Here is a 1,113-nt window from a genome sequence, read left to right on the forward strand (position 1 = left end):
GTCCAGCGTTACCCTGATGTTATCTTCTCTCGATACTACGATGCCGACTTTGCTGTGTTCATTCCTCACCAAGGTAGTAAAGATATTGCGACATTAGCTGCCCAATGTTTGAGACAACTCGACAAATTGACCCCACCAGAGCCTCTAGATGTGGATAATTGGTGCCACATCGGTGTGACCATGTATGCAGAAGGTGAGCGTCATAGTCAAATTATGGATGAAGCGGAAACAGCACTGAAAAGTGCCCAGTTGGAGCGCATTAATAACTGGAGTCGTTACCCTAAGCTGAATAAGAATGAGCTTGATAGAGGCAGTGTTCGTTGGCGCACATTATTGGATAAAGCCCTGCAGCCTGAAAACTTAGTAATCTTTGCTCAGCAGTGTTATCTTATGTCCAATAAAGGGCAACCTTATGAATTACATAGAGAAATTTTCGCAAGGATTCAAGATCCAGAGAAGGGCCTACTGAAATCCTCGCGCTTTATGCCTGCCGTAGAGCAAGTCGGGTACCAAGCCCAAATGGATCAATCAGTTTTACGAGTTTTATTGAAGTCGGTAAAAGAATCTTCGGAACTGATGAATTACTCTATAAACCTAAATGTTACTCCGTTTGCGAGTAAACAACATTTTAAGTGGTTTAGAAGCGAATTATTACAGCTATCAACCCAGCAGCGTGCTCATATATGTTTTGAGTTTCCTGAAGGGCATGTGATTGCGCATTTAGATTACATGAGACCAGTAGCTAAGATGCTATCGGGACTTGGGTGTAAAGTGATTGTCGGCCAAGCAGGTCGTACTATTGTGAGCACTCACTATATCAAGGATTTAAAAGTCGATTTTATTAAACTGCACAGAAGTTTGGTTAAGAAGATCGATCAAAGGCATGAAAATCAACTGTTTGTACGCAGTTTGATTGGAGCCTGTGGAGACTCACCAACCCAAGTTATTGCTGTTGGTGTTGAAACCAAGCAAGAGAAAAACACTCTGCTTGAGTTGGGTATCCATGGCTATCAAGGACGATTGTTTGATGAAGAGAGGCAAATTATACCGGTGCCACAACCGAGTAAGCCTCAAGTAAAAACAGAGTCGGTAGTAAAAGTTGGCCGAAGAAAT

The 1,113-nt window shown here is 42.5% G+C and carries 1 protein-coding gene; it reads left to right on the plus strand.

What is annotated here, in order from left to right:
- The coding region (locus KIV40_RS28795; protein ID WP_285352643.1) for an EAL domain-containing protein at positions 1-1,113 on the plus strand (1,113 nt) is incomplete at both ends.

The organism is Vibrio sp. D173a, assembly GCF_030248475.1.